General features: G+C 40.7%; 24 protein-coding genes. 6 read left to right on the top strand and 18 right to left on the bottom strand.

Annotation, left to right across the window (positions count from 1 at the left end; translation table 11 throughout):
- Window positions 1-309 precede the first annotated feature (309 nt).
- Window positions 310-681: a GNAT family N-acetyltransferase gene (locus tag ACZ5XR_RS10450; RefSeq protein WP_464501591.1), complete on the top strand. Its 372-nt coding sequence runs from the start codon at window positions 310-312 to the stop codon at window positions 679-681.
- A 48-nt stretch (window positions 682-729) separates the two neighbouring features.
- Here the strand turns inward: ACZ5XR_RS10450 and ACZ5XR_RS10445 are convergent, their stop codons facing one another.
- From ACZ5XR_RS10445 to ystJ, 4 genes are all read right to left on the bottom strand, one after another.
- Window positions 730-1437 (bottom strand): response regulator, encoded by a 708-nt coding sequence (locus ACZ5XR_RS10445; protein ID WP_464501590.1) that lies wholly within the window; start codon window positions 1435-1437, stop codon window positions 730-732.
- A 1-nt stretch (window position 1438) separates the two neighbouring features.
- A complete protein-coding gene (gene dcuS, locus ACZ5XR_RS10440; protein ID WP_464501589.1) occupies window positions 1439-3034 on the bottom strand; it encodes a DcuS/MalK family sensor histidine kinase in 1596 nt (531 codons plus the stop codon).
- Window positions 3035-3114: 80 nt separating this feature from the next.
- Entirely contained in the window at window positions 3115-3867 is a 753-nt protein-coding gene (locus ACZ5XR_RS10435; protein WP_464501588.1) for a sulfite exporter TauE/SafE family protein, read from the bottom strand.
- Between the two features lie 180 nt (window positions 3868-4047).
- Window positions 4048-5271, bottom strand: coding sequence for an NADP-dependent malic enzyme (gene ystJ / locus ACZ5XR_RS10430; RefSeq protein ID WP_464501587.1), 1224 nt, complete (start codon window positions 5269-5271; stop codon window positions 4048-4050).
- A 280-nt stretch (window positions 5272-5551) separates the two neighbouring features.
- Between ystJ and ACZ5XR_RS10425 the strand changes: the two genes are divergently transcribed.
- Together ACZ5XR_RS10425 and ACZ5XR_RS10420 are read left to right on the top strand one after the other, a co-directional pair.
- Entirely contained in the window at window positions 5552-6925 is a 1374-nt protein-coding gene (locus ACZ5XR_RS10425; protein WP_464501586.1) for a dipeptidase, read from the top strand.
- 231 nt (window positions 6926-7156) lie between these two features.
- A complete protein-coding gene (locus ACZ5XR_RS10420) occupies window positions 7157-7342 on the top strand; it encodes a hypothetical protein (RefSeq protein WP_464501585.1) in 186 nt (61 codons plus the stop codon).
- A 48-nt stretch (window positions 7343-7390) separates the two neighbouring features.
- Here ACZ5XR_RS10420 and ACZ5XR_RS10415 read toward each other — a convergent pair whose 3' ends face one another.
- Entirely contained in the window at window positions 7391-8278 is an 888-nt protein-coding gene (locus ACZ5XR_RS10415) for a DUF1002 domain-containing protein (RefSeq protein ID WP_464502283.1), read from the bottom strand.
- A gap of 326 nt (window positions 8279-8604) precedes the next feature.
- Window positions 8605-9771: a tryptophan synthase subunit beta gene (trpB, locus tag ACZ5XR_RS10410; RefSeq protein WP_464501584.1), complete on the bottom strand. Its 1167-nt coding sequence runs from the start codon at window positions 9769-9771 to the stop codon at window positions 8605-8607.
- A gap of 187 nt (window positions 9772-9958) precedes the next feature.
- On the opposite strand from trpB, the gene ACZ5XR_RS10405 reads away from it, so the two are divergent.
- Complete coding sequence (locus ACZ5XR_RS10405) at window positions 9959-10138, top strand: hypothetical protein (RefSeq protein ID WP_464501583.1); 180 nt, start codon at window positions 9959-9961, stop codon at window positions 10136-10138.
- A gap of 66 nt (window positions 10139-10204) precedes the next feature.
- On the opposite strand, the gene ACZ5XR_RS10400 is transcribed toward ACZ5XR_RS10405, so the two are convergent.
- A complete protein-coding gene (locus ACZ5XR_RS10400) occupies window positions 10205-10681 on the bottom strand; it encodes a glutathione peroxidase (RefSeq protein WP_464501582.1) in 477 nt (158 codons plus the stop codon).
- 150 nt (window positions 10682-10831) lie between these two features.
- Between ACZ5XR_RS10400 and ACZ5XR_RS10395 the strand changes: the two genes are divergently transcribed.
- Window positions 10832-11035, top strand: coding sequence for a hypothetical protein (locus ACZ5XR_RS10395; RefSeq protein WP_464501581.1), 204 nt, complete (start codon window positions 10832-10834; stop codon window positions 11033-11035).
- A gap of 39 nt (window positions 11036-11074) precedes the next feature.
- Here ACZ5XR_RS10395 and purU read toward each other — a convergent pair whose 3' ends face one another.
- The 4 genes from purU to ACZ5XR_RS10375 form a co-directional block, all read right to left on the bottom strand.
- Complete coding sequence (gene purU, locus ACZ5XR_RS10390; RefSeq protein WP_464501580.1) at window positions 11075-11974, bottom strand: formyltetrahydrofolate deformylase; 900 nt, start codon at window positions 11972-11974, stop codon at window positions 11075-11077.
- Between the two features lie 158 nt (window positions 11975-12132).
- Entirely contained in the window at window positions 12133-13146 is a 1014-nt protein-coding gene (locus tag ACZ5XR_RS10385) for a DUF3231 family protein (RefSeq protein ID WP_464501579.1), read from the bottom strand.
- 98 nt (window positions 13147-13244) lie between these two features.
- Window positions 13245-13529 (bottom strand): lmo0954 family membrane protein, encoded by a 285-nt coding sequence (locus ACZ5XR_RS10380; RefSeq protein WP_464501578.1) that lies wholly within the window; start codon window positions 13527-13529, stop codon window positions 13245-13247.
- 167 nt (window positions 13530-13696) lie between these two features.
- Window positions 13697-14812 carry a cysteine desulfurase family protein gene (locus ACZ5XR_RS10375; RefSeq protein ID WP_464501577.1) on the bottom strand — a complete coding sequence of 372 codons (1116 nt, stop codon included), beginning with the start codon at window positions 14810-14812 and terminating at the stop codon, window positions 13697-13699.
- Window positions 14813-14951: 139 nt separating this feature from the next.
- Here ACZ5XR_RS10375 and ACZ5XR_RS10370 point away from each other — a divergent pair, with 139 nt between their 5' ends.
- Complete coding sequence (locus ACZ5XR_RS10370; protein WP_464501576.1) at window positions 14952-15731, top strand: Cof-type HAD-IIB family hydrolase; 780 nt, start codon at window positions 14952-14954, stop codon at window positions 15729-15731.
- 78 nt (window positions 15732-15809) lie between these two features.
- On the opposite strand, the gene efeB is transcribed toward ACZ5XR_RS10370, so the two are convergent.
- The 7 genes from efeB to ACZ5XR_RS10335 all read right to left on the bottom strand — a co-directional run bounded on the left by efeB (window position 15810) and on the right by ACZ5XR_RS10335 (window position 25837).
- Entirely contained in the window at window positions 15810-17048 is a 1239-nt protein-coding gene (gene efeB / locus ACZ5XR_RS10365; RefSeq protein WP_464501575.1) for an iron uptake transporter deferrochelatase/peroxidase subunit, read from the bottom strand.
- A gap of 15 nt (window positions 17049-17063) precedes the next feature.
- Window positions 17064-18236, bottom strand: coding sequence for an iron uptake system protein EfeO (efeO, locus tag ACZ5XR_RS10360; RefSeq protein WP_464501574.1), 1173 nt, complete (start codon window positions 18234-18236; stop codon window positions 17064-17066).
- 207 nt (window positions 18237-18443) lie between these two features.
- Window positions 18444-19496 (bottom strand): LLM class flavin-dependent oxidoreductase, encoded by a 1053-nt coding sequence (locus ACZ5XR_RS10355; RefSeq protein ID WP_464501573.1) that lies wholly within the window; start codon window positions 19494-19496, stop codon window positions 18444-18446.
- Between the two features lie 27 nt (window positions 19497-19523).
- Window positions 19524-20552 carry a threonine aldolase family protein gene (locus ACZ5XR_RS10350; RefSeq protein ID WP_464501572.1) on the bottom strand — a complete coding sequence of 343 codons (1029 nt, stop codon included), beginning with the start codon at window positions 20550-20552 and terminating at the stop codon, window positions 19524-19526.
- Between the two features lie 83 nt (window positions 20553-20635).
- Window positions 20636-21760 (bottom strand): lipase/acyltransferase domain-containing protein, encoded by a 1125-nt coding sequence (locus tag ACZ5XR_RS10345; RefSeq protein ID WP_464501571.1) that lies wholly within the window; start codon window positions 21758-21760, stop codon window positions 20636-20638.
- A 146-nt stretch (window positions 21761-21906) separates the two neighbouring features.
- On the bottom strand, window positions 21907-24603 hold the full coding sequence (locus ACZ5XR_RS10340; protein WP_464501570.1) for a S8 family serine peptidase: 2697 nt from the start codon (window positions 24601-24603) through the stop codon (window positions 21907-21909).
- A gap of 307 nt (window positions 24604-24910) precedes the next feature.
- Complete coding sequence (locus ACZ5XR_RS10335) at window positions 24911-25837, bottom strand: substrate-binding domain-containing protein (RefSeq protein WP_464501569.1); 927 nt, start codon at window positions 25835-25837, stop codon at window positions 24911-24913.
- Window positions 25838-25842: the final 5 nt, after the last annotated feature.

Here is a 25842-nt window from a genome sequence, read left to right as displayed (position 1 = left end):
ATACTCTATTTACTACTTCTACATAGTAATAAAAAAGCCTTCCCAATAAGATAATATTTTGTCTAAATTTCTGTTTTTTTTATATCCAAACATAGATGGAAAATCCAATTTGGCCAGTAACTTCCAAATAGTGACCAGTAACTTCCAAAATGTGGCCAGTATATGACTTATCGAATACTCTTGTAAGTGATCTGATATTGAAATGTAACATTCTTATTACAAAATCAACAAAATATTATGCTATAATTCTAAAAAAAAAGATAAATACATATGATAAGTGACAAGATTCGTAACAAGCGAGGGATGAATTTGTTAATAAGGTATAAAAAAAGTTATGAAAAAATAGCAATGGGTCTTTTATCTTTTTTTCCAAGCGAACGGGATCTGAAAAAACTTCGGCTAACCATGAATGAATATGAAACGGAGAAGGACCGCAAGCTCTTTCTATGGAAGGAAGAGGAAGGTATCATTGGATTGATTGGTGTCCTTGTCGCCAATAACCAAGTCCAATTGCAGCATATTGCCATCAACCCTTCACACCGGAATCAGGGCTTCGGCAAACAATTGGTTCATGCTTTAAAAGGGCTTTATCCAAATTTATTAATCACTTCCACAGAATACACCGAAGCTTTTATCCAAAAATGTAATATTCAAGAGTCGCTGCATCCCATACATATGTAAACGTGACAGGCACCATCCAAATTTAGATGGTGCCTGTTATGATTCTTCTTACAGAAAGTTTTTAATATGATGTTCCTTAAAGCGATTAAATTCATGCTGGTACACGGGTCTACCAACTGACCCGTAAATGACCTTTACCTCTAATATGCCGATTTCCTTTAAAAAATTTAAATACTTTCGGACAGATACCCGAGAAATTCCGACAAGCTTGACGACTTCCTCTGTCGAGAATGGAACATTTTTCAGCTCTTGAATCGCTTCCCATATTTGTTTTAAGGTATCTTTGGTTAACCCCTTTGGAAGTTCTTCTATCAGCGGCTTTTCCTCCCGATGCAAAAGCTGCTGATCCAGCACAGCCTGGCTAATGACATGCTGGGTTTGAATAAACTTAGTTTTTTCCTTATAAGCAGATAATGCGAGATTAAAGCGTTCAAATTCAAATGGTTTTATCAAATAATCAACCGCACCATACCTCAGGGCTTTTTTGATCCGTTCCATATCGGAAGCGGCTGAAATAATAATCACATCTGTCTCTTTTTCATTTTCACGGAGGTAGGTTAACAGCTCAAGTCCTTGTTTTCCGGGCATAAATATATCAAGCAAGATGAGATCAATGTCCATTTTTTCAATCAGCTTAATTCCCTCATCCACGGAGGACGCCGTTGCTATCAAGGAAAAGCCCTGCACTTGCTCCAGGTAGCGTTTATTAAATTCCGCTACCATTGGATCATCTTCTACAATCATCACACGGATCATTTTACTCCCCCTCCGGTTTATATGGTATATAGACAGCGAAAACCGTACCTTTACCCAGCTTGGATGAAAGAATTAACTCCCCTTCCAACAAACTAATGGCCTGCGAGACCAGATACAGTCCAAACCCCCGATTTTCGCCATTTGTGGAGAATCCCTTATTAAAAATTTGGTTCTGCACTTCTTCACTTATCCCTGTACCAGTATCTTTTACTTCGATTGTTAAAATATCATCGGCGTAATCAAAATCCACCGCTATTTTTTTCACTGCACAATCATGGACAGCATGGATAGCATTATCGATTAAATTTCCAACAATGGTAATCAGCTCATGCGTGATATCCGAATCCGCCGGTGAAGGGAGGGGATGATCACAGGAAACAGATAATTCTACCCCGGATTCCCGGGCATAACTAAGCTTCCCAATCAAAAACCCAGCCAACACAGGGTCCTTAATTTTCTTGGTTACGAAGCCAATTTCACTTTTTCGATGGTCTACCGTTTCATTAATAAAATGAACAACCTTATCATAGTAACCCATATGGACCATTCCTTGAATAACATGGAGCTTATTCATAAACTCATGGGCCTGGGCACGCAGTGCATCTGCATAGTTCCGAACGCCGGTCAATTGTTCTGCGAGCAGCTTCATTTCTGTTTTATCACGGAAGGTAGCGATCGCTCCCACTACGTTATTCCCAACGATCACCGGTACCCGATTGGTTAAAATCATCATCCCATTCAGGTTTTGCTCTTCATCCAGTTCGGCATTGCCTGATTTTAGCAGGTCATTTAGTCGAGTTGAAGGCATATATTCATCAATTTTTTTCCCAATCGGATTTTCGAACAGTCCTGCTTTTTCAAACAGCTTTAATGCAGCCCGATTGACGAGTGTTATTTTTGCTTCTTGATCAACCGCTACAATTCCTTCTCGTACCGATTGCAGCATCGCGCTTCTCTCTTCTAATAATTTCGCAATCGCAAACGGCTCAAGCCCTAATAGAATCCTTTTAATATACCGCGCTAAAATGACCGCCCCGATTACTCCGATGAGGATCCCGATCATCGTTCCAATGAAAATCCCGGTCCGACTTTTATTGACTGCCTTTTCCACATTATTTAAGGAAATTCCAACTGCAACTGCTCCGATTTGTTTTCCAGTTTTATCCTTTATTGGCGTAAACGATCGAAGTGACGGTCCAAGCGAGCCTTTAGAAATATCTTCGTACTCTTTTCCTTTTAGGACCGGTCCTTCATCCCCCCCTTTGAAACGTTTTCCTACCATTTTAGGATCAGGGTGGGATTTGCGCATCCCCTTCATGTCCATTACGACGATAAAGTAAACATCCGTGTATTTCCTCATTTCATTGGCAAACGTTTGAATATCCTTTTCATCCCGTTTTCCACTCATCGCATCAATTACAAGCGGGTCATGTGCCACCATTCGCGCCACATTTCTTGCTTTTTCTGCCTGACTTGCTTCCGTTCCCGAAGCGACCCTTGAACTGATTAGCCAATCCGTTATCAAAAGTGAAAAAGCGACCACCATACACACAAATACAATAATAACCGACTGTAAACTCCAGCTTCCCTTTTTCATATTCCCTCCATCTTTTGGCATAAACGCAAAAAGGCTGCAAAGCTTTCATTTTATATGCTTTACAGTCTTCGAAGCAGCTATTAACTTATTAGCAAAATCGCACCCGCCATAATCGGTGTAATGACCATGGCACTTTTTAAAAGCGGCTGTGGTGCAAGGGTTGTAAACTTCGCACCCACATAGGAACCAATTATGGTTCCTGCCACCACTTCAATTAACAGTGGAAAATTTAAAAATCCCTGGAAATAGTAGCCTAATCCCCCTGCTAATGCGATAGGCAAAATCACTAGCATCGTTGTGCCGACCGATTGTTTGATGGAAAGACCCATGATGACAAGCAGCCCGATTTGAATAAATGGTGCCGCACCTATCCCAAATGAACCAGATAATAATCCAGTCACAATCCCGACGAGTGCTGCTTTCTTTACGAGATGAAGATGATTGGAAGACTCTTTTTTGTGATTCGCATTTAGTTTTTGAACAATAAATAAACGGACAAGCAATAAAACCGCTGAGAGAAATAGCATTCCTGCTGTCAGCCAGTGCAAAGAATGCACGGGAATCAAGCCGGCCAGCTTTGAACCAAAATAGGAAGCAATCGCACCAAATCCGCCTACGATTAGGCCCGTTTTCACCGCAATATTGCCTTGGCGGAAATGGCTGTAGGCACCTGACATGGTGGTAAACACCATCGCTGCCAGTGAGGTACCTAACGCCATATGAATCTGAACCCCAAAAACAACCGTTAATATCGCAATAATAAAGCCGGAGCCCCCAGCCCCGACAAAACCTAATAACATTCCCAAAACAAACATCGTCAGCGCAATTGCCAACTCCATCCCCTCCGATGACAAAACCCTAGAAGGCGCAGGAGCTGATGATGTACGCACTACTAAAGGCCTATATTCTATTAAAACATTTTTCCATCTATTTATTATACTAGAAAAAGAAAGCTTTTCCCAACTTCCAAAATTTGAAAGACTATCTCATTCTGAGATAGTCCTATTTTAACCTTATGCCAATGTTAATAAGCGTTTCTTGATTTCCTCAACATTGATGATTCGCCCGGCAACCTCTGTTTCCATTGCAGCAAAGGCTACAGCAGTTGCAACTTCTCTGGCAACCCGAGAATCAAATGGATCCGGAATAACATAATCGGCATGAAGCTCTGGGTCCGTAATTAAACCGGCAATCGCGTATACCGCTGCAAGCTTCATCTCTTCATTAATTTCCTTTGCACGGACATCCAATGCACCACGGAATATGCCTGGGAACGCAAGCACATTATTGACTTGGTTTGGAAAATCAGACCGACCTGTCCCTACGACAAGGGCTCCCGCTTCTTTTGCTTCTTCCGGCATAATTTCAGGGACCGGGTTGGCCATCGCAAAAATAATCGGATCCCGATTCATGGAACGAACCATTTCCTTCGTAACCGCGCCGGCCGCTGATACACCAACAAACACATCAGCTCCCACAAGGGCATCCGCTAATGTCCCCTGTTTTTGTTCACGATTGGTCATCCGTGCCATTTCATCTTTAAACGGGTTCATTCCGCTTGGCCGGCCTTCGTAAATAATACCTCTTGTATCACATAAAATAACATCTTTGACTCCCATGTGTAATAATAGCTTCACAATGGCTACACCTGCTGCCCCTGCCCCATTAACAGCAACCTTGATATCCTCAATCTTTTTATCTGCCAATTTTAACGCATTGATTAACCCGGCTGCTGTAACGATTGCGGTACCATGCTGGTCATCATGAAAAATGGGGATCTCACAAACTTCGCGGAGACGTGACTCAATTTCAAAGCATTGCGGTGCAGCAATATCTTCCAAATTCACCCCGCCAAAGGTAGGCTCCAGCAGCTTAACAGTCTCGACAATTTGGTCCGTATCAGTGGTTGCTAAGCAAATTGGAAAGGCATCCACATCAGCAAACGATTTGAATAATACAGCCTTTCCCTCCATAACCGGCATCGCTGCTTTTGGTCCAATATTTCCAAGTCCAAGGACGGCCGTTCCATTCGAAACAACCGCAACCAGGTTTCCCTTTGAGGTATAATCATAGACTGTGCTTTCATCCGCATGAATGTCCAAGCAGGGCTCTGCCACACCAGGTGAATAGGCCAAGCTTAAATCCTTGGCATTTTGGACCGAAACCTTCGAAAAGATTCCCACCTTCCCCTGATGGTCCTTGTGCATTTTTAATGCTTCTTCCCGTAAATTTGACATATTATAATCTCCTATCTTATTAAAGTTTACTATCGTATTGAAGCCAATAAGTAAGCGCTAACAGTAGTTTTCAAGTACCCCATCTTTTTTCTACCTAAATCTTAATCTCTTCTTCTGCATTTTAATAGATTTTGTAATTAAAAAAAGCGAGTTCACAAAATGTTCTTTTTAGAATTAGCGAAAGTTCTGTGACCAATTTCCCAATGTGACAAAGCAGGAAAAAGCTCTTTTAAAGAAGAAATAGTTACAGAACACTTTTTCCTTAAGGAGGCTTCTTTCATTGAATCAATCGATCATTACATATCTTTCAGAAAACAGAGCTAAGCATTTAGCTGAATTAAAGGAATTCTTGGCCATTCCGAGCATCAGCTCCCTTTCAGAGCATAAAAAGGATATTCAAAATGCAGCCAAATGGGTAGCTAACGCGCTTCAAGAAATCGGAATGGAACATATAAATGTTTACCAAACGAAGGGACATCCCGTTGTTTATGGAGAATGGTTAAAGGCGAAAGGCAAACCAACGGTTCTGATTTATGGACACTATGATGTCCAGCCCGTGGACCCTCTTCATTTATGGGACAGCCCGCCTTTTCAGCCCGAAATTCGGGATAATAAGCTCTATGCTCGCGGCGCAAGTGACGACAAAGGTCAAGTGTTTATGCACTTCAAAGCGTTACAGGCAATCCTTAAAACTACAGGGACGCTGCCAATTAATGTGAAATTCTTGATTGAAGGAGAAGAAGAAGTTGGCAGCCCTAACCTCCCTCTATTTGTTAAGGAACATAAAAAATTATTGTCTTCTGATTGTGTCGTCATTTCCGATACAAGCATGATGGAGCCTGGCAGGCCAACAATTATCTATGGATTGAGAGGTCTTTGCGGCCTACAAATAGATGTATTGGGTCCAAAAGGGGATCTCCATTCTGGATTATATGGTGGTGCCGTTCAAAATCCGATCCATGCATTAGTAGAAATTCTCAATTCTTTTCACAATCAAAAGGGACAGATCACAGTTGATGGATTTTACAATCAAGTAGCCGATATAACACCTGCTGAAAAAGCCGCTTTTGCATCACTTGGCATTACCGAGCAATCTTTTATTGAACAGTTAGGTGTTCCGGAAATGTTTGGCGAAGAAGGGTTTACGACATTAGAAAGAACATGGGTGCGTCCAACACTGGAAGTGAACGGAATTTTTGGAGGGTTTCAAGGAGAAGGGATTAAAACAGTCATCCCATCGGAAGCACATGCCAAAATCACCTGCCGTCTTGTCCCAAATCAAGATCCAGATGTGATTGTCGATCTCCTGGTCAAACACATTCAATCCCATATACCACATGGCGTAACAGTCAATGTTTCCCTATTTGATAAAGGGGCCCCATTCGTTACTCCTTTTGACCATCCGGCTATCCAAGCTGCTGGAAGAGCTTATGAAAAAGTTTATAAAGTTCCTACTTCTTATACACGCGGCGGCGGCTCGATTCCAATTGTGTCGACATTTGATCAAATTTTCCATGTGCCCATTGTGTTAATGGGATTTGGGTTGCCAGACGAAAATTTCCATGCTCCGAATGAACATTTTCATCTGGAAAATTTCGACAAAGGAATGGAAACCATTTGTTATTATTGGTATGAGCTTGAACAGACGTTATAAATATACTAGAGGGCTGCTCCATTTTTGGAGGCAGCCCTATTTTTCTACAAGCCACCAAAATTCCAAGCAGTTGCTGTCGTAATGTGTATATACAGAATAGATGATGACTGTTCCTATAATAATCTGATGATAATTGTAGATAAGTTTTTTAAGGTGTTAGCAGGAAAAAGCCACCCTTTTCCCAAAATATTAAAGGAGACAAACCAATAATGTGAAAGGTGGTCGTTGTCCGTGACAAAAGATTTTACCCTGCAACAAATTGCCGAGGGCTTGCCGAAATCCTTATTATATGCTACGGATCAAGATTTGCAAGGATTTCAACATATTATTAATGAGACAGTAAAATTAAGAGAAGGACATAAACATTTACAGAAATTAATTAAAGAGTTTTCTACATCGGGGATTCAGCGCGCGTAAATGAAAACGGGAGGTGTCACTCACCTCCCGTTTTCCTGTTTTATTTGGTTAAGAAAAAAGACTCTTTATCGCATCAATTAATTTTTGAAAGAAATCCGCTACCTGTTGCCAAAAGCCTTTGTCGTTTACCACTTTTTCAATCTCTTGCTTAATACCCTGTGAAAGATTACTAAGCTGGGATTGGACATTATCAAAATTGATATTCAATTTACGCATTTTGTCAAATAGATTAATTAACAGCTGGCGATCCTCCGGACTTAAGGTGATGTTCAAAGATTTTAACTTGTCATCGATAATGTTGGCGATGTCTTCTTTTGTTGCCGGATGCTGCGCGGCAATTTCTTGTTTAATCTCCGTTAACAGCTGGCTGACTTTATCCGAATCTAATCCTTCTTTTTTTGCTAAACCCGTTGCCACGCCCAATTCTTCACTGGCCACTTCTGTACGGTCCTTATTCAGCGCAGTACCCGATCCTGTATCATACGCTTTATAAATCCCGACCAAGGCGGAATGTCCGCTGACTTTGATCGGTGAGGCGACGTCCACTTCGGCATCTTTAACACCCGCTGTCAACAAGGCATTCGCATACATATCCTTCGTTACCTCTGTAATATTGTCGGGAGTGACGATATTGACCACAATCCCTGAACCTGAATCATTCCTGGTAATTTTAGCAGAGGAATACATATTGGAATGAGGGTCCCCTTTGATGTACGTCACAAGATCTGCTCCTGTTGCCGTAATCTCTCTTACCTGGCTTGGATCTGTGACATCTAAAAGCTTTCGGACTTCATCTTTTTGTGCAGCGGATAGCTGCTCCCCGTACACCACAACCGGTGCACCATACTTTTCATTGTAGCTGCTATTATCATTACCAGAGGCCATGGCTATCCCCGTATTTCTAGCTAAAACTACTGATAGCAGCAGTACCGCCATTGCCGCAACTTTTAATATTCGATTCCATTTCATAAAGGACTCTCCTTTGTTGGGTATAAACTACCTACACATTTATGAAAAATCAATCCCAGATAGACCGAGTTGATTTTCTAAGTCCTTATTTTACCTTACACTGTTCCAGTTATGAAGTGAAACGCTTCTATTTAACATAAATAAAAAGAGGCTGTTACAAAATGTCTGCCCCCTGTTAAACACTTAATATAATCGTCGCATTTTAAGCGAAGTTTAGCCATATATTATATGTTTTAGGGGTCTGACCCTTTGTTTCGAGACAGCCTCTTACGTTTAAATTCAGGAAAATTTAGTTATTTTTTTAACATTTTAAAGACTTGTTCGACATCTTTATCCCCACGACCTGATAAATTAACAATCAGAACAGCATCCTTGGATAGATCTTTTGCCAATTTGACTGCATGGGCCACGGCATGGGAACTTTCTAAGGCTGGGATGATCCCTTCTGTTTTAGATAAAAGCAAGAATGCCTCCAGCGCTTCCTGTCCGGTCGCGGTCACATATTCAGCTCTGCCGCTGACTCTTAGGTGGCTATGTTCCGGGCCAACACCTGGATAATCAAGTCCTGCTGCAATTGAATAGGTTGGTTTTGGCTGCCCTTCCTCATCAAGCAAGGTGAGACATTTGAATCCATGAATGACGGCCGGTACGCCTTCTGTTAACGTAGGGGCTTCCTGTGGCTCAACCCCGATAAGGCGCACCTCTTTTTCTTCGATATAATGGGCAAAAGCACCGATGGCATTGCTGCCACCACCTGCACAGGCTATGACTGCAGTTGGCAGCTTTCCTTCCTGTTCAAGAATTTGACGTTTTGACTCTTCGCTGATGACCGACTGGAAATGCTTGACCATCGTTGGAAAAGGATGTGGCCCGACTGCAGAACCTAGCAAATAAAACGTATTTTGATAGTTTTGGACCAAATCTTCCAAAGCTGCGTCAACGGCATCCTTCAGCCGGCCCTGGCCTTTTTCCACGGGAACCACTTTTGCTCCCAACAATTCCATCCGGAAAACGTTTAGTGCCTGTCGTTCCGTGTCAACCTTCCCCATGTAAATGATACATTCCATATCGAACATGGCACAGGCCGTCGCTGTCGCTACCCCATGCTGCCCGGCACCAGTTTCAGCAATGATCCTTTTTGCTCCCATCCTTTTCGCTAAAAGAATTTGACCGATGGCATTGTTGATTTTATGGGCGCCCGTGTGGTTTAAATCTTCCCGTTTCAAGTAGATTTTTGCCCCGCCAATATTCCGCGTTAAATTTTCAGCAAAAGTGAGCGGGTTCTCCCGTCCAATATATTGCTTGAGATAATAGTTGAATTCGTCCTGGAATTCAGGATCGTCTATATATTGTAAAAATTGTTCTTCCAAATAATTCAATACTGTCTGAAGCTCTTCAGGAACAAAACTTCCTCCAAACTCCCCAAAATAACCCTTTTTCTCTGTGCTCAAGCTCGTCATTCTCAACTCGTCTCCTTCTCTACTATTTTTTTAATTATTATACTATATTATTTTGAATATTCCAATTATTAATTCGTTGAAAAATTCTTCCATCCTTACATACAGTAGATTAGCAACATCTTTCACTTTTTCCGAATAATTCCTTAAAAAATGACAAAATCTATTCCTTAACAGGAGGTGAGTTACGATGACAAATCGCCGTGATAACAATAATATTTCAGAAAGTGTAAAAGATACAGCAGGCGCTGCTTTTCATGGTGTACATAGTGCTTTAGAAGCAACCGAAAACGCGGCCATGAATGCAGTTGACGCCACTGCTGACGCCATTACTAATCTTAAAGAGAATATGACTGATGACAACGATTGAGTTGATTTACAAAATTCAAACGAATTCATCCATATAAAATGACGGGCAAACTGCCCGTCATTCATCTTAAAGCAACTCCTCAATATCTTTCACAATCTCACTCGGCTTTGTTGCGGGGCTGTACCGTTTTACGACCTTCCCCTTTGAATCCACTAGAAATTTGGTGAAATTCCATTTGACTGAATTTGAACCTAATATTCCGGGTGTTTCTTTCTTTAAATAAACAAATAATGGATCGGCATTTCCTCCGTTTACATCTACTTTGGCAAACATCGGAAAGGTCACACCGTAATTTAATTCACAAAAATCCTTAATCTCCCTTTCATCTCCCGGTTCTTGATTCATAAATTGATTGCACGGAAATCCAAGCACCATGAATCCGCGCTCCCTATATGTCTCATATAGTTCCTGCAGTTCCTTATATTGAGGCGTAAAGCCACACTTGCTTGCGGTGTTCACAATCAGGAGAACCTTCCCTTCATATTGTTCCAGGGATAATTCCTCCCCATCAATCGTTTGAACTTGAAATGGATAAATTGACATAGCTATAACCACCTTTTTTATTCTATTTAACTCTAGAAATTTTCATCAATTAGTTGTAGGATTTACTTATCTCTACATAAAATCAACATAAGTATTATAGATTTTCATTTTCAATTCATGAAAACGTAAAAAATAAAAAGGGGGAATTGGATGGTGAAACGTCAAAGAACCTATTTTTTGATTGATCATTTGTTGTTTGAAGTCGAGAAGCCAGAAATTACACTTAGAAAAATCCAAATAACAAAGGTTAAAATTGAAAATGAAGAATACAAAATCCTAAGAAAAAAATTTGATGAGGAAATATTTAATATAGTAAAAAGGCCTGATGGATGGGTCATTACAGAGAAAGAATAAGAACCATAAAATGAAATCCCCTGCCAGGGGATTTTTTTTTTAGAAAACGATCGTTTTGTTTTGATGAACAATAATCCTGTCTTCGAGATGCCATTTTACGGCACGTGCTAAAACGCTTCGTTCGACGGAACGGCCGATTTTTTTCAGTTTTTCCACATTTGCCCGGTGGTCGACACGAGCAATGTCCTGTTCAATAATTGGTCCCTCATCCAGGTCATTTGTAACATAATGAGATGTTGCACCAATTAATTTTACACCGCGTTCATATGCCCTTTCATAAGGTCTTGCCCCAATAAAGGCTGGTAGGAAGGAATGGTGAATATTGATAATTTTTCTAGGATTAGCCGCCACAAAGTTCGGTGTTAAAATTTGCATGTAACGAGCCAAAACGATGAAATCAACATTGTATTCTTTTAAGAGCTTCAGCTGCTCTGTTTCTACCTGCTCGCGGATTTCTTTATTTGCCGGAATATAATAGAATGGAATTTTTAGAGACTCGACAACTTCCCTCGCCTCTTCGTGATTACTAATCACAAGGGCAATATCCGTCATCAAATCGCCGCTTTGCCACTCCCATAAAAGCTCCAGCAGGCAGTGCAATTCCTTTGATACAAAAATCGCTACTTTTTTCATTTTATATACGGGAGTTAGCGCCCATTCCATTGAGAATTTGGCCGCAATTTCTGTAAACTGCTTCTCCATTTCATTTACCTTTTCATTTAAATGGATACATTCGAACTCAATCCGAATGAAAAAAGTCCCACCCTCTGGATTGGTTGAATACTGACTTGACTCTATGATATTGGCATCAAAAGAAAATAAAAATTGGGATATGGCTGCCACGATGCCCGGCTGGTCAGGACAATTAACCAATAACCGCCCGCGATTTTGGTTGCGGTTTTGAAATTGATCGAATTGCGTTTTAAGGTTTGCGTTCATTTTCAGTGTCCTTCCTATTAAGTAATGAAAATTATTATACAGGAGGATATCTTGATTGTTAAGAATTTTCTTAAAATATATACATTGAAGAAGTCATTCAGTAAGAAGTATGTAGTTATCTTTAATCAAAAATGGCCCGGGTCCTCCGCGCCATTTTCTCATTTATTTTGATTTCTCAAGGACTCTCTGTCGATTGATTGAGGAGGTTTTTCGAACCAGCCATGTTCAATTAAGAGCTTCGCCCCTTCCTCCGCATACGCACCGATCTTAAGAATGTAGCCTTCATAGGCGAGAGTTAAATCTTTTCGAAGTGATGCGGCAACCGCCAGACCAAAATCCCCAATTCCAATGGCGCTCTGAGCATTCGTATGAAATAACATCAATTTATCCGAAAATGGTGCCTCCGTACTATTTGTGATTGTTGAATCCCAAGTAGATGGATAAGAATTATCATCTTCTTTTAATTTAATCATAAAATCTTCCACCATTTTCTTCCCAATCTCGTATCCATCTTTGAAGTAGTCACTTATTTTTTTGGACTGAGCGACTTGACTAAAACCTAACAGCATCGTCTTTCCAACATTTGCCACCTCTATGTTAATTCCTACATGGGCAATTTCCACTCCCAGCAGTGGCCGGCGGTGGCCTAATAGCCCACCTAAAAAGGATTTCTCTGTCACAAATTCAACCTTGTCAGGATATGAAATATATGGAGACCGAATAAATACCCCTTTCTCCTGCATCAGTTCGACATTTCGGTCAAAAAGCATTTCAGAATGATCATAAAACTGCTTAAACAGGGCTCGAACATCTTTACGGGATGAAACTGATTTTGCCAGACTATATGAATTTAATCCCGTTCTGCCCATATGATGCAAGTAACGCATGTACGTTACATCTGAAAAAAGCTTTCTTGCTTGCAAGTTAACGTCCTGATCTCCAAATCCATTAGGAAGAGGAATCCCCTCTTTTTCAAATAACCCAGATATCTGTTGGATATGGTCTTGGGAAAAACTTAAAGCCAGTTCTAGTATTGGTTTAACATCGGGATCTTCAGTTGTTTGTAAAAAATGTTTTAGAACACAAATAGCCATAGTATCACCGATGAATGTACTCCATAACATCGAAATTTCAGCAGATGTTATTTTGGGGAAATGTTCTACCATCGCCATCGCTCCACTCCCATACATACTCTTGTAACATAAATATTTCCAAAAACGAGGAAATTAATGCATAAAATAGAAATAGGAACTCTAACCAATCGTGGTTTCTATGACTGCCTTTTGTTTCTCTGCCACTGTTTATAAACAAGGTACAGGACATAGGCTGCACCCAAGCCAATTACGGCTGGCAAATGGTGGATGGTAGCTGAAAGAAAGATGACGCCCAAGATTACTAAGGCAATTTTCCAGACTAATGAATCTGTCTTTAAAAATTGTTTAAAGATAAAGAATAAAACGACTAGACTAAATAGCAAGGCGATCATGGGACCAATCGTGTTTAGCAATACAATGGCCGCAATAATACCTACCAAAATCAAACCAATTTTTTTCATTTTTAATTTTCCCCCTTCATTTCCCACCCAAGCAATTGTGAATATTTCTTTTCTCCCTTGATTACCTCTCATTTTACATGATTTCAAATTTTTTCAAAATTACGCTTGAGATTGATTTTAATTTAAGTCTTTAGACTTAGATTATGGGGACTTCTCCTAAGAAATCTTTACATTATTTTTTTAAACCAACCAATCACCTGGTCGATGTCTTTCTGTGTTGTACTCCTGCCCAAACTAAATCGGATTGCCCCCATTCCAACATCTTCCGAAACACCCATCTCCTTTAAGACTGGGGACAATTCTACCATCCCGGCGTGACATGCTGATCCCGTCGAAGCGGCCAGCTGCGGGATGGCCGAAAGCAACTCATGACCAATTTTTCCTACAAAACTAACATTAAGGGTATTCGGCAGCCGCTCACTTGGATGGCCATTTAATACAACCTTTTCTCCAAACTCATCCTTTAATCGCATCCAAAAATAATCGGTCAATTCCTTTAGCTTATTATTTCCTATCTGCCTTTGTGCGATTTCACAGGCTTTGCCTAAACCTGCTGCCAATAAGGTATTTTCCGTCCCAGCACGAAGTCCCCATTCATGTCCCGCCCCATGAATAAGCGGTTCAATCTCGATTCCTTCTCTTATATAGAGGGCTCCAATTCCTTTTGGAGCATAAAGCTTATGGCCCGCAATCGTGAGCATATCCACTTTCAATTCCTTCACATTGACAGGGACTTTTCCAACAGATTGAGATGCATCAGTATGAAAGGCAATTCCATACTTGTTTGCTAGATTCCCAATCTCCTTTATCGGCTGCAGGGTCCCTACCTCATTATTGGAGTGCATGATTGTAATCAGGATCGTTTCATTTGTGATGGCATCCATGATTTCCTGAAGCGACACTTTTCCATACTGATCCACACCCACGTATGTAACCTTAGCCCCTATTTGTTCGAGAAACTTGCAAGGATTCACAATCGCAGGGTGCTCAATTTTAGAAGTAATGATATGGTTGCCTTTTTTTTGATTTTTAAAATAAAACCCTTTTAAGGCAAGGTTGTTTGCTTCACTTCCGCCGCTGGTAAAAATTAATTCTTTTGCGGAACAGCCGACTAAATCTGCCACCTGTTTCCTCGCATGATGTAATATCTCTTTAACCGGTTTTCCAGCCCAATGTAAGGCTGAGGGGTTTCCGTAAAAATCACTTAGAAGTGGCTTCATGACTTCCACTACCTCGGGAGCTAATGGTGTGCTGGCGTTGTAATCAAGATAAATTTTTTCCATCCTTCTGTTTCCTTCCTTTCTGGTATTCGCTTTCTTATATTCTACTATTAAAATCCGATAACAATAATGGTTTTTTCCTTTCTTTTTTGGAAGGTTTCTTGTAGAATTTAATTTTATAGTTATGTTAGGAGTGTGTTTTATGAATTACAAGATTGTCATCTTAGATATTGATGGAACAATCCTCCCGCATGGAAAAACAATAAGCCCTGCTACCATAGATGCCATTCAACAGCTGCGTGATAAAAAAATGCAAGTCGTCATTGCTACGGGGAGACCTCCCTATTTTTCAGAGTCGATTATTCAAGAAACCGGGGTAACCTCTATGGTCTTTTTTAATGGTTCATATGTTTATCATGCCGGCCATGAATTATACAAGAATTCCATTGACAAAAATGTTTTACAAAAAGTTCATCTGTTGTCTCAAGATCATCAGCATCCACTGACCTTTTTAGGCGGTACGAGCTTTAAAGCAACTGATTTAACTCATCCGTTTGTAGTCGAAGCATTCCATCACGACTCGTGGAAGCCTGAGCTTGCCCCGCCAAAATTTTGGATGGACCAGGATATCTATCAATTATTCCTCCATTGTGATTTGGAGGATGAAGTATCCTATCAAACGGAGGTTCCGGAATTGGATTTCCGAAGATGGACCTCAGGCGCAAAAACCTGCGATGTGAATTTGTCTAATTCCAATAAAGCAGTAGGAATCACGAAACTGTTAGAGAGACTCGGTATTGCCCCCGATGAAGCGGTAGCCTTTGGCGATGGATTAAATGATATTGAAATGCTTTCCTTGGTCGGAATGGGAGTAGCGATGGGCTCTGCCCATGAAGAAGTAAAGCAAGCGGCCAATATGGTCACTCTTTCTGCTGAAGAAGATGGAGTGCGTTACGGTTTGCAACGGCTTGGTTTGCTCTAATAAAAACTGTACCCAATCGGTTGACAGCTACAATAAGTCTACCGATTGGGTACTTGGTATATCATAAAAAAATCCCCATTAACTTTCTAATAGATTCATGGCAAGATACTCACCTTTTCGAATCCCCCTCGGAATTGCAAACATGGCACTTCCAATATGTTCTGTATATTCGTTTAACGCATCAACTTGTGACAGCTTTTTTAACATCGGGAATAGCTGAACTTCAGGATTTTTTTGAAAGCTTATAAATACTAACCCAGCATTAACATTCCCAGTCGTCTGATCCATTCCATCTGTATAAGAATAACCGCGTCTGAATATTTGCTGACCTGATTGTCGCGCAACCCTAACATGCGAGTTAGGCGGTAATTGATTCAAATCAACTGAATCATGCTCCTTTACCTTTCCGTAGGCAGCTCCACTGAATTTTTTTCTTCCAAATGTGTCTTCTTGGCTCTTGAGGGATGTTCGATCCCAAACCTCAATGGTCATGTGAATTTTTCTGAAAGCCATATACGTCCCGCCAATCATCCAATCAGGCTCATCATGGTCTGCCCATACAATATTGTTTAAAGATTTTTTATCACTGCTTAAAGGATTTGCTGTCCCATCTTTAAAACCAAATAAATTTCTTGGCGTTTTCCCATCTGCCTTATTCAAAAATCCTGATTGAAGCCAAGCCATTTCCGCTAACCCATTAGAAGCTTTCATTAAATTCCGAAGTGCATGAAAGGCAACTTGCTGGTTATCTGCACACACCTGAATGCACACATCCCCACCTATAAAAGGTTCCTGAATAGCATCACGAGGCATAGATGGGATATTTTTTAAATGCTTTGGTTTTTTATAAGAAATTCCAAAGTGATCCATTCCATTTTTTGTAAAGAAGGTAGAACCTAACCCAAATGTTATGGTTAAATGAGAGGAAGGTAAACCCTCTGATTCACCAGTATCGACAGGAGGAAGAAAATCATTTGTAGATCCCTCCGTTCTAACTCCCCCTTTACATAAAATCGAACTAAGGGTAGTCCATTCTTTAAAAAGCTTTATTATTTCTTGTTTTTGTTCCGTTACTAAATTAAATGCAGCTATATAAAGATAATCCTGCTGTGGTGTTTCGATCCCGGTTTGATGTTCTCCATAAAAAGGTATCAGCTCATTATTCGTTTTATGATGATCTTTACTTGAGGTCTCTGAAATTGTTTTAACTGCCCCAAAACCACTTGCTCCCAAAGCAACACCTACACCAGCAATAGCTGACATTTTAAGAATATCACGTCTGGAATAAGTGTTTGAGATTTTTTCCGTAGTCATCATTCTATCTTCTCCTTCTTACTGCAATATCTTAGCTGTCTGTGCCATTAATTCAGATAAAGCTCCTAATTTCTGGCTTAAATCTCGAACCTGGTCTTTTGTTAGATCTGTATATAAAACATATTGACCATTCTTCTTATATGAATTTAATGCTGTTGTCAGTTGATTAAATTGGCCATCCAATTTGGTTACAAGGGCTTTATCTTTTTCTGTAAGAATAGGAAGAATAGCTTTGTAAATAGCAAATGAACCTTCAACATTTGCTCCTAAATCCATCAAATCAACATGGGAATACCGTTCTTCTTCACCAGTGATTTTTGATATGGATGCCTCATTTATTAATTCGATGGAACCTGCTACTACTTCAGTAGGCTTAAGTTTTAATGTTTTTACTTTATCTTGTAGGAGCAGTACATCTTTATTTAATTGGTCAGCAACTCCTGTCATTTTTGCGAGAGGTTCATTTCCCCATAATGCCTTTTCGATTCGATGGAATCCTCCCCATTCTTTGGTATCCACATCCCCTTCACGAGCGTCAATTTTAGGGTCTAGATCCCCAAAGCTTTCTGCAATTGGTTCAATGCGCTCATAATGAGTCCGTGACTCAACATAAAGTTCTTTTGCTTTTTGGATATCCTTTGCTTTCACAGCACTTGTAAAAGCCTGAGTGGAGCTTACGAGTTTAGTAGTTTCATCCTGTACATATTGGCTATATTGGCTGACAACTTGATTTAAGGAAGCTGAACTTGCTTCTTCTGATTCTTTTGCGTTTTCTAATTTGGTTAAAGATTTATCTAGTGAACTTGCTAACTCTTTTAATGTTGATAGGTCTGGATTTTCAGAATTAGCACCGCCATATAATGGCAATAAATATTTTTCTATCTCTGTGTATAGCAGCGGATAGGCTTCGCGAATATGATCTTCGGAAGATAGCCATTGATCATTTAAATTATTTCCTAGTTTTTTGATATTTTCAGAGTTTTTATTAGAGATTGCTTCATTCAAAGAATGTAATGAATTTTTTAACTGAGCGGCAGATGTTTTTATATCATGATTCCCTTTTGGAGCGGAAACAGCTTGTTTCGATGTTGTAGTTGTTTTTTCAGTATTCGAAGTGCATCCTGCAAGGGTAGGAATTAAGAGAGAAGATGACAATAATGCTGCGAATATCCTTTTGTTTTTTACTTTCACGAGTAAACCTCCATTTGTTTTATGTAGTTTTGTTAAAGTGTTGATATGATTTATATAAGAAAACTTTTTAGTTTTCATATCTATGTATTAATTGATAATGATTATCATTATCTATACATAATAATAAATGATAATGATTATCAATGTCAACAATAAAAAAAGTGGCTTTTCAGCCACCCTTTAAAAATAATCCACCATAAAATCTACTTATTCAGCCGTCTTTTCCCATTTGGCGACTTCTTCCCGTACCATCGGAGCAACCTCTTTTCCCAACAGCTCAATCGCTCTCATTACCTCATCATGAGGCATGGTTCCGACTGGAACGTGGAGAAAGAATCTTGTAATTCCAACATGCTTCCGGAGATGAATAATTTTTTTCGCAACGGTTTCTGGGTCGCCTACATATAGTGCCCCCTCAAAGCTTCTTGCGTGATCAAAGCTGGACCTGTCATACCGTCCCCAGCCACGTTCTCGTCCAAGCACGTTCATGGCTTGCTGGGTAGACGGGAAGAATTTGTTGGCTGCCGTCTCCGTTTCCTCGGCAACGAAACCATGGGAATGCGAAGCTACCGTCAGTTTAGTGATATCATGGCCTGCCCTAGCTGCCGCTCTCTGATAATATTGGACAAGTGGTGCAAACTGCACCGGACTTCCTCCAATAATAGCTAAAACAAGGGGGAGTCCCAGCACACCGGCTCGAATGACGGATTCCGTATTCCCGCCGCTGCCGATCCAGACTGGCAATGGATTCTGCACCGGTCTTGGATAGATTCCAAGATTGTGGATGGCCGGGCGGTGCCCACCTTTCCAGGAAACTTTTTCAGAATCGCGTATTTTCAGCAAGAGCTCCAGTTTTTCTTCAAACAGTTCGTCATAATCTTTTAAATCATAGCCAAACAGCGGAAAGGATTCGATAAAAGAACCCCGTCCTGCCATAATCTCTGCCCGTCCATTCGAGATGGCATCAAGCGTCGCAAAATCTTGGAACACGCGTACAGGATCGGCGGAAGACAGAACTGTAACCGCACTTGTCAATCTAATTCTTTTCGTTTGTGTGGCGGCCGCAGCCAAGACAACGGCTGGAGAAGAGGAACCATAATCCTTCCGATGATGCTCGCCGACACCAAACACATCCAACCCGACCTGGTCGGCAAGGACAATTTCCTCCACCACTTCGCGAATCCGCTGGGCATGACTGATGACTTCACCGGTTTGAACGTCCGGTGTCGTTTCTACAAATGTGCTTATTCCAATTTCCACTTTTAAAGCCTCCTACCCCAAATGCAGCTATAATACCGCCTTTTTCAATTCCTCAATAAACGCATGTACCGCGTCTTCTTTCGTTGCCCACGAGGTAACGAGCCGAATGGCCGAGTGGTCTGAATCGACCTTTTCCCAAATATGAAAAGCAAACTTTTGCTGTAGTTCCGCAATGACCTCATTCGGCAAGATCGGAAAAATTTGATTGGAAGGTGATTCATTCAAAAACTTAATATTTGCTTTGTTCATTTCATTGCGAAGCGTATCAGCCATTTTATTCGCATGTAAAGCTAAATCAAAGTAAAGATTATCGCGGAAAAGTTCAAGGAACTGGATGCCCAAAAGTCGCCCTTTTGCAAGCAGCGCTCCTTTTTGCTTCAAATGATAACGGAAATCCTCCTTCAGTGATTCCCGGCAAATCACCAATGCTTCCCCGATTAGGGCTCCGTTCTTCGTGCCGCCAATATAAAAAGCATCAACCAGCTCAGGCAGATCGCTCAACTGTAGGTCATTTTCGGCAGAACATAAGGCAGACCCCAATCTCGCTCCATCCATGAACAAAATGAGACTGTGTTTGTCGCAGAAATCTCTCAATTGCACTAAATCGTTTTTCGTGTAAATCGAACCGATTTCTGTAGAATTAGATATGTATACTAGCTTGGGCTTTACCATGTGTTCATCCGGATGTGCCTGGAGAACGGCTTCCACAAGGGACGGCGTTAGTTTCCCTGCTTCAGCTTCAATCGAAAGGACCTTATGGCCTGTGGCTTCGATTGCCCCTGTTTCATGCCCGAGAATATGCCCGGTGCTCGCAGCCATTGCTGCTTCATGCGGCCGCAAGAAGGCCGATATGGCAATCAGATTCGTCTGTGTCCCTCCTGAAACCAGGTGAATATCAAGATCATTCCGTCCCATTTTTTCCTTTAAAAGTTCTGCAGTTTTTCGGGAATATCGATCTTCTCCATACCCCTCCTCCTGCTCAAAATTGGATTCTACTAAAGCATTCAGAATTCTTGGATGTGCCCCTTCACTGTAGTCATTCTTAAAGCTGTACATTTTCTTACCCCCGTTAAATTTTTTATCTCATACCACACATTTTATCGTAACCTATCATAAAAGAGAAAAATGTTGACCCCGCATTATTGTATTTGTCGAACGGAACCGTCAAGAACAGTCCACCATGGGGCACCATTGCTGTTTACTGCTGTTTTATCTAATAAAAACCTGGTGATCAAAGTCTGTACTCTGCCATCATTCAAGAAAAGCGCGTGCAGGCTTAAATCCGTCCACTTTTTCTTTACGGCCAATGTTAAAAGGTCATCCTTATAAACAGCTGAGCTCTCCAGAGGGACTACCCCATCACCATCACCATCAGAATGGGGAGAATCAAATTGAAAGAAATTTTTTGCCCTGCCATCCGGGCTTTGCGCCTGAACAATCACCGTTCTTTTCGTGGACTCTCCCTCCCCCGCAAGAACTAGAATCCTTTGCTTCAACACATCAGGAAGATCCTGTAAATTTAGCATGTCTGGATTATGCGGATCCCAGAATTTTTTCATCTGATTGAATCGAGTCATAAACATTCCCATGTCATCATCGCCAATATTGGATTGCCAATGGTCTGGATTAAACAAATCAAAACCAGTTCCGTTTTCAAATTTAACTGCTTCCGTATATGTTGGACAAAGCTCAAACACTGAAGGAAAGGTACGAGCAATCTTCCTGAATTCATCATTGGAATTGAACAATGGAAACTTGATTCCTCCTTCTCCTGCTGCAAGCGCAATCAAGGCTCTAACCGTACCTTTAAAGGGTCCTGCGGCTAATATAGCATGTTCCACTGTATCGTAATTCCGTTGTAAATTTTTCAAATAGCAATTAAAAACCATAACACCAAGGCTATGGGCAATAAAGTTAAACTTCTTTACTTGAAGCTTTTCCTTGAGGTATTCCACATAATCAGCTAAGTGAATGGCTGTTTCTGTAGTTGATTTCCTCCAATCGTAACCAAAAATATAGACATCGGACTGCGTCTTGTTTTCAAGAACATGGATCACATCCCGATATGCCACATCTTCGACATCACTACGCTCAATAATTGACCTTGGTTGCACTTCAAAACGGCTATCCTGTTTTAATTGGAGATCATAGATGGTTTCATATTTACTTTGGACGGCGGACCAGATGGTATCAAAATTGAGTGTGTTCGAATTGACCAGCTTGGTTCCTTGTAAACCCGGGATTAATATAATAGGTGCTGCCAAATGATAATCCTCCTCCATTTTTCTTTTATCTTTTTTATTCTATTCTTCTCAGAGCATTCCTTTATTTTTTAAAATTAAAAAAGCGATGACAAAAGTGTCATCGCATACGTTCTCTCTAAAGCCATTTAAACCCTTTGTAAAAAAAATTACTTATCTATTAAATTATTAAATTTTAAAAGATACATATCAAAATCGTATTTACCACCAACTGCATAGGATCCTGTAAAACCAAGGACGACATAACCACCGTCCTTTGTATTTTCTACAGAATAACCTCCATCAGGCCCATCGCCGCCATAGGTCTTTTCCCAAAGAATAGTACCGCTAGGCGTAAACTTAACCAACAGAAGATTTGTCATCATTGAATCGGTATCTTTGTTACCGACAGCAAGATAATTCCCATCAGAAGTTTTGACAAGAGACTTCACCATTTGGCTGATACCGTCTTCTTTTAATGTCCGTTCCCACTTGATCGTTCCATCTTTTCCTATCAAGGAATAATAAATGTCATCCTTTATGGTAGGATATGCGTCTGTTGGGTGAAGATATTCGCTGGTTTCACTATTCCCAACAAGCATAAAGTCCCCGTTAGGTGTTTCAACAAGATCTTCGAATTCATCGCGGATTCGATTGCTGTTCCCAAATGACTTTTCCCATTGCACGTCTCCATTTGCTTTCATTTTTAATAGATAGAAGTCATAGTATCGATTTAAATCTTCAGAATTTGCTGCTCCTGCAATGATAAAGCCTCCGTCAGAGGTAGATTTTATCATTTTTGAAAAAAGACCGGCCTGCCCTGAATATAATTTCTCCCAAATTTTCTTCCCTTGATTGTCTATTTTGAGCAGATCAATCTGACTATTGCTTCCTTCTGCTATTTTATTTGCTGTGATTACATATCCGCCATCTGCGGTTTCTGCCACCGTACTTCCATTTTCGTAGACCCCTTTGTCCCCATACGTTTTTTCCCACAGAAGAGAACCATCTGCGGAAAGTTTGCTGACATAAACATCTGTATAACCAACAGTATCATTCATACCCGAATCACCAATGACCAAATAGCCGCCTTCTTTTGTTTGGATGATACCATTTCCCATCTCCCGTTTATCACTGCCTAAATTTCGGCGCCATTCCGTCCTTCCATCTCGGCCTGTTTTTACGACGAAGATATCTGAATCATTGCGGAGATGGTTATAGGTTTGAGTGCTTCCGATTGAAATATAGCCCCCGTCTTTTGTTTGATGAACCTGGCTCCCAATCTCCGGATGAACCCCGCCCAGTTCCTTGTGCCAATCCAATTCTTTTGGCAGAGTTTCAGGGATATACGGTGCCTGAACCATGCCGCTGCCATATAGTTCATCCTTGCTTTGCTTTCCAATATCCTGTGCGCTATTTGAAATCATTTGGGCAATTTTCTGTGGACCTATTTTTCCATTTTGGGCAATGAGCAGTGCTGCAACTGCGGATACCTTTGGCGTGGCCATTGAGGTTCCTGCCATAAAGGCATACCCATGATCTAAATAGGCACTAAAATTCATATCCTCATACCAATCGCCATAGGGTTCACACTGGAAGTCTCCACCCGGTGCCGCTACGTCAACATAGCCGACTCCGTAGTTCGAATAAGCAGCAATCATATCTTGTGGGCCCGTAGCTGATACGGTAATCACACCAGGCAGGCCCCCTGGAGCTTCAAAACCGGCCCCAACGAATTGATAGCCGTCCTTCGCATATTCCGTATTCAAAAACCTTGTTACATCTGCTTTATTAGTCTCATCTAAACCATCATTTCCTGCCGCAGCCACGACGGTTACTCCATGGTCAACAGCGTATTTTACAGCTCTTTTATAAATTTGGAAATCAGCCACTTCGTTTCCTAGATTATATTTCTTCCCTGTTGTGGGGTCTGTGTAAAAAATTTGCCCGAACACAGAATAGCCGCCAAGACTCATCGATATAACATCTACTCCGTCGTCTGCAGCTGCTATAATGGCACTTGCCACAGTGGACGTGCTTGCACTGCCATGTGCTCCAAAAACCCGGTAGACTTTATAACCTGTCTCAGGTGCAACCCCAAGAATTCTTCCATTGCCGGCAATCGTTCCAGCCACATGGGTTCCATGGCCATCACGGTCTTTAAAATCATCGGGAGCTCCTGTTTCTGTTGGGTCATTTTGTTCAATTCCGCCATCATAGGCAGGAACAAAATTTTTGCCGCCCATAAAATTAGCTGCTAAATCTGGATGTGTTACATCTACTCCTGTATCAATGATCCCAACAACAACTTGATGATTTCCTTTATTCATTTTAAAACTGTCCCCATTATGTGTAACTCTCTTGATATCCCATTGGAACGCATTAAATAAATCCGGTTCCACCGGGCCAGGGTCATGATTCGGCGGTTTAATAGGATCTGGATGGGTTAAGGATAGGATGCTTCTTGCTTCATAGGGTAAAATATTTTGATACTTTTGATAGAAATTAAGATTCTGCTGATTTAAAGCTGTGGCCAATGTAGAAGTATCTACTGGATCAACCACTGTTTTCGATACAGGGAGCGTCATTTGCATCGATGGACCGACCGATCTTACTTCTGAATAATTTTGAAGAATCGGAATCATGCTTGCTGGCCCATTAACCTGAACAGTACCAATTTGCGAAAGCTGTTTCGTTACTTTCCCGCCATTTTTGGATACATATGTAGCAAAATCATTGGGAACTTGATTGCCCTTCATCACGACTGTTAATGATATGGGTTTCGCATTAGTTGCCGCATTGGCAGCCGGGATGGCGGATAAGATGACAGCAAAAATGATCATAAAGCTTGTTACCATTCTTTTCATTCGGAAAGCTCTCCTTTATTCGTAATAGTGAAAAACTAAGATAACCACCTTTCTAATAGTGATATTTAAACCTCCCCTACCATATTAGTTGGAGTAGAATGAAAAGTTTGTTTAACGTTCGTGTTGGATTCCTACTTTGTTTGTAGATATAGATAAATTTAAAGAAGAAAATGGGGATTCACATGGAGGAAATTGTCGGATTACTAACTCGTTTTAATGCGTTAAAGCTATAATTCGGTAGAAAGTTGTCATTTTTTCTGAAGTAACTTAAAAAGGCGATGACACCCTGTCATCACCTAAAATCTATTTATTCTGTCTCATAAATAATTTTACCTGTCTGAGATATATCATAATCCCCCAAGGCGTTCACTTCTGACTGAAATTGATGGGAAGTTAATATGTCCTTGACTGTGTTAATGAGCCGTTCAGTTTCGGGTGTTTTCAACATGACGAGGTCATACCGTTCCGTCATTAACGGGACAAAATCGATGCCGACGATTTTTGCTCCTTTTTCAATTCCCACACCTACATCGGCGGCCCCAGAAGAAATCGCTGAAGCCACACTTAAATGGTTCGTTTCTTCATGGTCATATCCCTTAATGCTTCTCGCAGGAATCTTGTGGAGTCTAAGCTGTTCATCCAAAAGGATTCGCGCCCCTGACCCTTTCTCCCTGTTTACCATTCTTATTTTTTCCTGATTTAAATCAGTCCATTTTTTAAGGGAAAGCGGGTTTCCCTTTTTGACATAAAAACCCGCTTTCCTTGAAACAAGGTTAAGTAAGATATACGAATAACCTACTAAAATTTTTTTTATGTAAGGAAGATTATATTCACCGGTATCGCCATCAAACATATGCAGACTGACAATGTCACAATTTCCATTGTACATGGAGATGAGGCTATTTAAACTGCCTGTATAAGATCTTAACGCTTTGTATGGTGAATTTTTCTCGATATACTTACCTAAAATATCGAGGACAAGGTCTTGTCCGCTTATAACGATGTTTCCAGTTTCCTTCGAAACATTTGTTTGGGCGGTTACTGCAGGTTTTGGACTTGGATTCGATTTTTGATTCTTAATATAATGGTCAAGGTCATTTGCATCGATTCTCATTTGTCTGCCAACACGGAAAACAGGAAGCTCTCCTTTTTTGACGAGATCGTATAAAGTTAATTTCGATACTTTTAAAAGCTGTGAGACCTCTTCAATTGTGTAGGATTGCTCTTTTGGCATATGCA

The organism is Neobacillus sp. Fa239 (genome assembly GCF_055395235.1).
Note: the sequence above shows the minus strand (reverse complement) of the source record. Positions and strands in the feature narration are given on the sequence as shown.

Excerpts from the sequence above, each read along its gene's own strand:
- ACZ5XR_RS10445 (WP_464501590.1), bottom strand. The coding sequence starts at position 1,437 with ATGATCCGTGTGATGATTGTAGAAGATGATCCAATGGTAGCGGAATTT.
- dcuS (WP_464501589.1), bottom strand. The coding sequence starts at position 3,034 with ATGAAAAAGGGAAGCTGGAGTTTACAGTCGGTTATTATTGTATTTGTG.
- ystJ (WP_464501587.1), bottom strand. The coding sequence starts at position 5,271 with ATGTCAAATTTACGGGAAGAAGCATTAAAAATGCACAAGGACCATCAG.
- ACZ5XR_RS10415 (WP_464502283.1), bottom strand. The coding sequence starts at position 8,278 with ATGGCGGTACTGCTGCTATCAGTAGTTTTAGCTAGAAATACGGGGATA.
- trpB (WP_464501584.1), bottom strand. The coding sequence starts at position 9,771 with ATGACGAGCTTGAGCACAGAGAAAAAGGGTTATTTTGGGGAGTTTGGA.
- ACZ5XR_RS10405 (WP_464501583.1), top strand. The coding sequence starts at position 9,959 with ATGACAAATCGCCGTGATAACAATAATATTTCAGAAAGTGTAAAAGAT.
- ACZ5XR_RS10400 (WP_464501582.1), bottom strand. The coding sequence starts at position 10,681 with ATGTCAATTTATCCATTTCAAGTTCAAACGATTGATGGGGAGGAATTA.
- ACZ5XR_RS10395 (WP_464501581.1), top strand. The coding sequence starts at position 10,832 with ATGGTGAAACGTCAAAGAACCTATTTTTTGATTGATCATTTGTTGTTT.
- purU (WP_464501580.1), bottom strand. The coding sequence starts at position 11,974 with ATGAACGCAAACCTTAAAACGCAATTCGATCAATTTCAAAACCGCAAC.
- ACZ5XR_RS10385 (WP_464501579.1), bottom strand. The coding sequence starts at position 13,146 with ATGGCGATGGTAGAACATTTCCCCAAAATAACATCTGCTGAAATTTCG.
- ACZ5XR_RS10380 (WP_464501578.1), bottom strand. The coding sequence starts at position 13,529 with ATGAAAAAAATTGGTTTGATTTTGGTAGGTATTATTGCGGCCATTGTA.
- ACZ5XR_RS10375 (WP_464501577.1), bottom strand. The coding sequence starts at position 14,812 with ATGGAAAAAATTTATCTTGATTACAACGCCAGCACACCATTAGCTCCC.
- ACZ5XR_RS10370 (WP_464501576.1), top strand. The coding sequence starts at position 14,952 with ATGAATTACAAGATTGTCATCTTAGATATTGATGGAACAATCCTCCCG.
- efeB (WP_464501575.1), bottom strand. The coding sequence starts at position 17,048 with ATGATGACTACGGAAAAAATCTCAAACACTTATTCCAGACGTGATATT.
- ACZ5XR_RS10350 (WP_464501572.1), bottom strand. The coding sequence starts at position 20,552 with ATGTACAGCTTTAAGAATGACTACAGTGAAGGGGCACATCCAAGAATT.
- ACZ5XR_RS10340 (WP_464501570.1), bottom strand. The coding sequence starts at position 24,603 with ATGAAAAGAATGGTAACAAGCTTTATGATCATTTTTGCTGTCATCTTA.
- ACZ5XR_RS10335 (WP_464501569.1), bottom strand. The coding sequence starts at position 25,837 with ATGCCAAAAGAGCAATCCTACACAATTGAAGAGGTCTCACAGCTTTTA.